Raw genomic sequence first — 4,901 nt, 5'->3', positions numbered from 1 at the left:
TTAGGCTCTAGATCAGCCTCTAAATGCGCGTCTAGCTCAGCTTTTATTGCAGCTTCGGTCAGCTGTTTGATCAAAGGTGTTAAGACGCCATCTTTGCCAGTAACACCTTTGCCACTACGAAGCGCTTCTAGGGCAGCTTCCATATCGAGTTCTATTTTCTTGTCGGTCATGTATCATTCCTCTTTCGACCATTCTAACGAAATGACACAGAATTCTGAACACTACCATCTGTGGGGAAAAAAGCACTCCCTGTCACACCGTTTTCCGCAACCTATAACTTCCCGTCGAAATAGCCGCCGCAACCTAAATCAGAGTTAGGTATACTGGGCGGCTATTATTAGGGTCTGTTGACCCTAATAACCTAGATGTTTTGCTGTCAAAGCTAGAGCAGAATCACGCGATTCAGCACCTTTATGCCGCCATAAAAAGATCGACCTCCTAATATTTAGTTAAAAAACAACGAAACTTGGCCAGACTCACGGACTTGTGGCTTTTTTTGCTGAATAATCTGGTTATATAACGACAAACAAACACAAAGGTGACTTAGCCATGTATTACGGCTTTGATGTGGGCGGTACAAAAATTGAATTTGGCGCGTTCGACAAGCAACTCAATCGTATCGCGACCGAGCGCCATCCGACCCCCACGCAGGATTATCCAGCGTTAATAGAAACGTTAACCCAATTGGTTAAAAAGTATGATGCAAAATGGGGAGAGCAGGGAACCATCGGCATTGGTATTCCCGGATCACAAGCAGAAGATGGCACGGTATTAACGGTTAATGTGCCTGCTGCCAATGGGCAATCATTACGGTCTGACTTAGAGGCACGTGTCGGTCGAGAAGTACGTGTCAGTAACGATGCTAATTGCTTTGCGCTGTCGGAGGCCTGGGATGAACAAGCACAGTCGGCAAAAACCGTTCTGGGCTTGATTCTTGGAACCGGCTTTGGCGGTGGTTTGGTCATTAACGGTCAGGTGATCAATGGCAAAAACCAAATGGCTGGCGAGGTTGGCCATATGCGAATGCCCATTGATGCTTGGTTGCGTCTTGGTGAGCATCCGCCAATGTTTGATTGCGGATGCGGAAACAAAGGGTGCTTAGATAATTATCTATCCGGACGGGGATTCGAGCAGCTGTATGCCCACTTTTATCAGCCTTTATCGGCGATTAATATTATCGAAAATTACCGTGCGGGCGACCCCGATGCGGCGACATTTGTTGCGTGCTTTTTTGATGTCTTGGCGATGTCTTTGGGTGGCATTTTAACCGCATTCGATCCTGACATGGTGGTGTTTGGCGGTGGCTTATCTAATTTTGATGAGCTTTATGATGCCATTCCTGCGCGTTTACCTCAGCATTTACTGTCAGCGGCGAATGCCCCCGATATTGTGAAAGCACAGCATGGTGATGCAGGCGGCGTTCGTGGCGCGGCATTCTTGCATCTTACGTGATCACTAAAGTAAGTGAGGTCCAAAAAAGCCGACGATGTCGGCTTTTTTTGATTTCGCTTTTTACGCGTTGTTACTGGTTCGCTTTTTGACAGTGATTAATTGCGTCGTCTAAAAGCTCAAGCGCTGTTTTATTAGTGGGTGGCAGATCCGCGTCTGATTCGGCGATTGGGGTGGTCCGCTCACCCCAGCGAATCAGCCCTGCACCCCATGTTAATCCGGCGCCAAATGCGGCAGTAAGCAGTTGGCTATGCGGTTTGACGACGCCTTGTTCCACCGCCTCGCACAAAGCGATAGGAATTGTCGCGGCTGACGTATTACCGTAGTGTTGGATATTGATAAATGCTTTGTCTAGCCCAATGCCTGCATGATCACACAGGGTTTCGATAATGCGTTTGTTCGCTTGATGAGGGATGACAAGATCGATGTCATCAGCGTTGAGTTGATGACGAGCAAGCACTTGATTAGCGGCTGAGCCCATGCCTTTCACGGCACGTTTAAAAATGTCGCGACCCACAAAGTCAAACGAAAAATACCCATTCTCTGGATCAAAACGATCCATGGCGGTACCAAATGCTGGGATGGCCAATACGTCTCGACCTGCCGGATCACACCCCAATTGTGCATCCAGCAAGCCGATGGCTTGATCGCTTTTGCTCACCACAACTGCACCGGCACCATCACCAAATAAAACGGCGGTGTCGCGTTTGCTCCAATCCAGGTACCAAGTGAGGTGTTCCGCGCCGATGATCAACGCGTGCTGATAATGGCCAGCTTGCAACATTTTTGTGGCCGTTTCTAACCCATAGAGGAACCCAGTGCAGGCAGCATTCATATCGAAAGCGGCCGCCCGTAGGGCACCAATATTCCCCTGAACTTTTGATGCGATATTGGGGATCAATGTATCTGGCGAACATGTCGCGACAATCAATAAATCTAACTGACTGGCGTCGATACCTGCAGCAGCCAGGGCTCGTTGGGCAGCGACGGTGGCTAAGTCTGATGTATCTACATGACTGACTCGACGCGCTTCGATGCCAGTGCGCGAGCGGATCCATTCATCATTGGTTTCTAAGATAGTGCTGAGGTCATCGTTACTCAACACGGCAGGTGGGAGACATTTCCCCCAGCAGTAATTTCTGCAAATGCCATAGTTGTTTACGGGTTATTAAGCGTTGCGCTAGTGTAAACCTGAAACCCAATTGAAACAATTTTGATAAACAAGAAGAGGGAAAAAAACACTACCTGGCGCAAATGCCAGGCAGTGTGAGCGGGGTTACCAGAACAGGCGAGTAAAAATAGCAAGCACCACAATACAGACGAGGTTTAAGTACATACCCACCCGCATCATATCACGTTGTTCAATATGCCCAGATCCAAACACAATCGCGTTAGGCGGTGTGGCAACCGGCAGCATAAAGGCACAGGATGCCGCAATCGCAATTAATGCCGATAGCGCGACGGGTGACACCCCTAATGCCTCAGCGATGGTTGCGAAAACGGGAACTAAAAGTGCGGCGCTGGCGGTGTTACTTGCGAATTCAGTGAGGAAAATAACAAACGCGACGACACCTAGCATGGTAAAGAACAAACCTGATCCGGTCAGCGCACTGCTTAGATGGTTCGCTAAGAACACACTGGTGCCTGTTTCCTTTAATACATTGCTTAAGCAAATACCGCCACCGAACAGCAGCAGTACGCCCCAATCTGCCGTCTTTTCCACTTCTTTCCATTTCACGACCCGAGCGGCCCCCAGCAACACGATCGCAGAGAGCGCAACGATCGAGTCAAACTTACTAAGTCCACCGAACATGGCATTCAAGGGCTTACTGAATATCCAGGCCGACACCGTGAGTGCGAAGATAGCAATGGTGATCACACGCGGAGTGGTCCACTCAAAACCACGCTTGTCGGCTTCAAAGCTATGGTCAAGGTTCGGTTTGGTTAAAAAATACAACACAAGAACAGCCACAGGCAGGAGGACAAGCGTGACAGGCAGTCCGAGTTTCATCCAATCTGCGAAACTTAACCCCGCTTCTGCGGCCGCAATCGCGTTAGGGGGGCTGCCCACGATGGTTGCGATCCCGCCGATACTGGCACAGTAAGCAATCCCCAAGAGGACAAAAACATAGGTGCTATGATCTTTTTGATTATTCACCTTGTGCAAGATACCTAGCACCAAAGGTAACATCATCGCCGTTGTGGCCGTGTTACTGATCCACATCGATAGGCCGGCAGTGACACCAAAGAGCATCATCACGGCAACCGACATCTTACCTTGGGCGATAGTTAAGACTTTATTGGCAATCGCTTGGTCTAGCCCTTGTGCTTGCAGTGCCGCTGCTAATGCAAATCCCCCGAGAAAGAGAAAGATAATAGGGTTAGCAAAGTTTGACAAAGCCGTCGGTGTTTCAAACACGCCAAGGGCGACCGCCATGATGGGGACCAAGATCGCTGTCATACTCACGTGGATGGCTTCAGTCAGCCAAAGCACAGCGATAAAAACCAGTAAACTGAGACCCGTTGTCACATCGGCGGCAAACGGCAAGCTGTTATATAAAACAAAAAACAGCACAATATTAGCCAACAAAATCCAGGCTTTTCGATCGAACTTTCGGGAGCGTAAAGAAAGGGATTGCAAGTTCATAGGGCGTCCTTTTACAAACGTTATCAGGTATTGTATTTATTTATAATATTTGTGTGATTCGCTTGATAACGGAGGTTTTAAAGCAAAAACAAGCCATAACGGATTACCAAGCGATGGCTAATATACGCTTTATTGGTCAGGGTGTTAATCGATTGCAGACAGGTTTTTAAACAAATAATTAAAACAATGTAAAATTTGTGATTCGGGCAGCATCGATAAAAAGTGAGCTAAGTAGCAATAAACAGTGCGCTAAGTAGTAGTGAGCTAAGTAGTAATGTCGAAAGGGCGTTTAGGGATTAGCGCTTGAGAGGCCATCAATGGGGGCTTTAGGTCCGGTGAATTTGGGCTTTACATTGAAAATAAAACTGTCGAGCACTGCTTTGGTACGTGCCAGTATTTCTCTGGCGCGTATTTTAACACCTGACCAGCCTTTAGGACTGGGTACCGCGTAACAAATAGCATCAATATCGTTTACATCCGCGAGAAATAGCGCACGCTCACAATGAAATTGCTGGGTGATCACGGTAAAACGCGCGAGGCTGAAAACCGTCTTGGCGCGAACAACGGAATCGAGTGTTCGAAAGCCGGCGTAATCGAGATGGATTGCTTCTTCAGCAATGCCTGCTTGGCGTAAATCTCGTTTCATGGTCCAAGGTTCGTTATACGATCGATGGGCATTGTCACCGCTCAGGAGAAGATGGCGGATCTTACCCGCATGATAAAGAGATTCCGCGGCTTCAATGCGATAGGTGTAATACGGATTTGCGGTTTTACCGATATATTTACTGGTGCCGAGTACCAACTA

At 48.1% G+C, this 4,901-nt stretch carries 2 protein-coding genes and 3 pseudogenes; 1 reads left to right on the top strand and 4 read right to left on the bottom strand.

Annotated features, from left to right (window positions below; translation table 11 throughout):
* Nucleotides 1–170, bottom strand: a pseudogene (locus tag DZ54_RS27535) (IS256 family transposase); the annotation flags it as partial.
* A 379-nt stretch (nt 171–549) separates the two neighbouring features.
* Here DZ54_RS27535 and nagK point away from each other — a divergent pair.
* Nucleotides 550–1,452: an N-acetylglucosamine kinase gene (nagK, locus tag DZ54_RS0113150; RefSeq protein WP_025674562.1), complete on the top strand. Its 903-nt coding sequence runs from the start codon at nt 550–552 to the stop codon at nt 1,450–1,452.
* 70 nt (nt 1,453–1,522) lie between these two features.
* On the opposite strand, the pseudogene DZ54_RS21690 reads toward nagK, so the two are convergent.
* The 3 genes and pseudogenes from DZ54_RS21690 to DZ54_RS0113135 form a co-directional block, all read right to left on the bottom strand.
* Nucleotides 1,523–2,601 (bottom strand): annotated as a pseudogene (locus DZ54_RS21690) (beta-ketoacyl-ACP synthase 3).
* A gap of 124 nt (nt 2,602–2,725) precedes the next feature.
* Nucleotides 2,726–4,096, bottom strand: coding sequence for an SLC13 family permease (locus tag DZ54_RS0113140; protein ID WP_025674560.1), 1,371 nt, complete (start codon nt 4,094–4,096; stop codon nt 2,726–2,728).
* A 289-nt stretch (nt 4,097–4,385) separates the two neighbouring features.
* Nucleotides 4,386–4,901: pseudogene (locus DZ54_RS0113135) on the bottom strand (SanA/YdcF family protein); the annotation flags it as partial.

It is taken from the genome of Salinivibrio socompensis S35, assembly GCF_000513715.1.
In the GTDB taxonomy this organism is placed as follows: Bacteria; Pseudomonadota; Gammaproteobacteria; order Enterobacterales; family Vibrionaceae; genus Salinivibrio; species Salinivibrio socompensis.
Note: the sequence above shows the minus strand (reverse complement) of the source record. Positions and strands in the feature narration are given on the sequence as shown.

Excerpts from the sequence above, each read along its gene's own strand:
- DZ54_RS0113140 (WP_025674560.1), bottom strand. The coding sequence starts at position 4,096 with ATGAACTTGCAATCCCTTTCTTTACGCTCCCGAAAGTTCGATCGAAAA.
- nagK (WP_025674562.1), top strand. The coding sequence starts at position 550 with ATGTATTACGGCTTTGATGTGGGCGGTACAAAAATTGAATTTGGCGCG.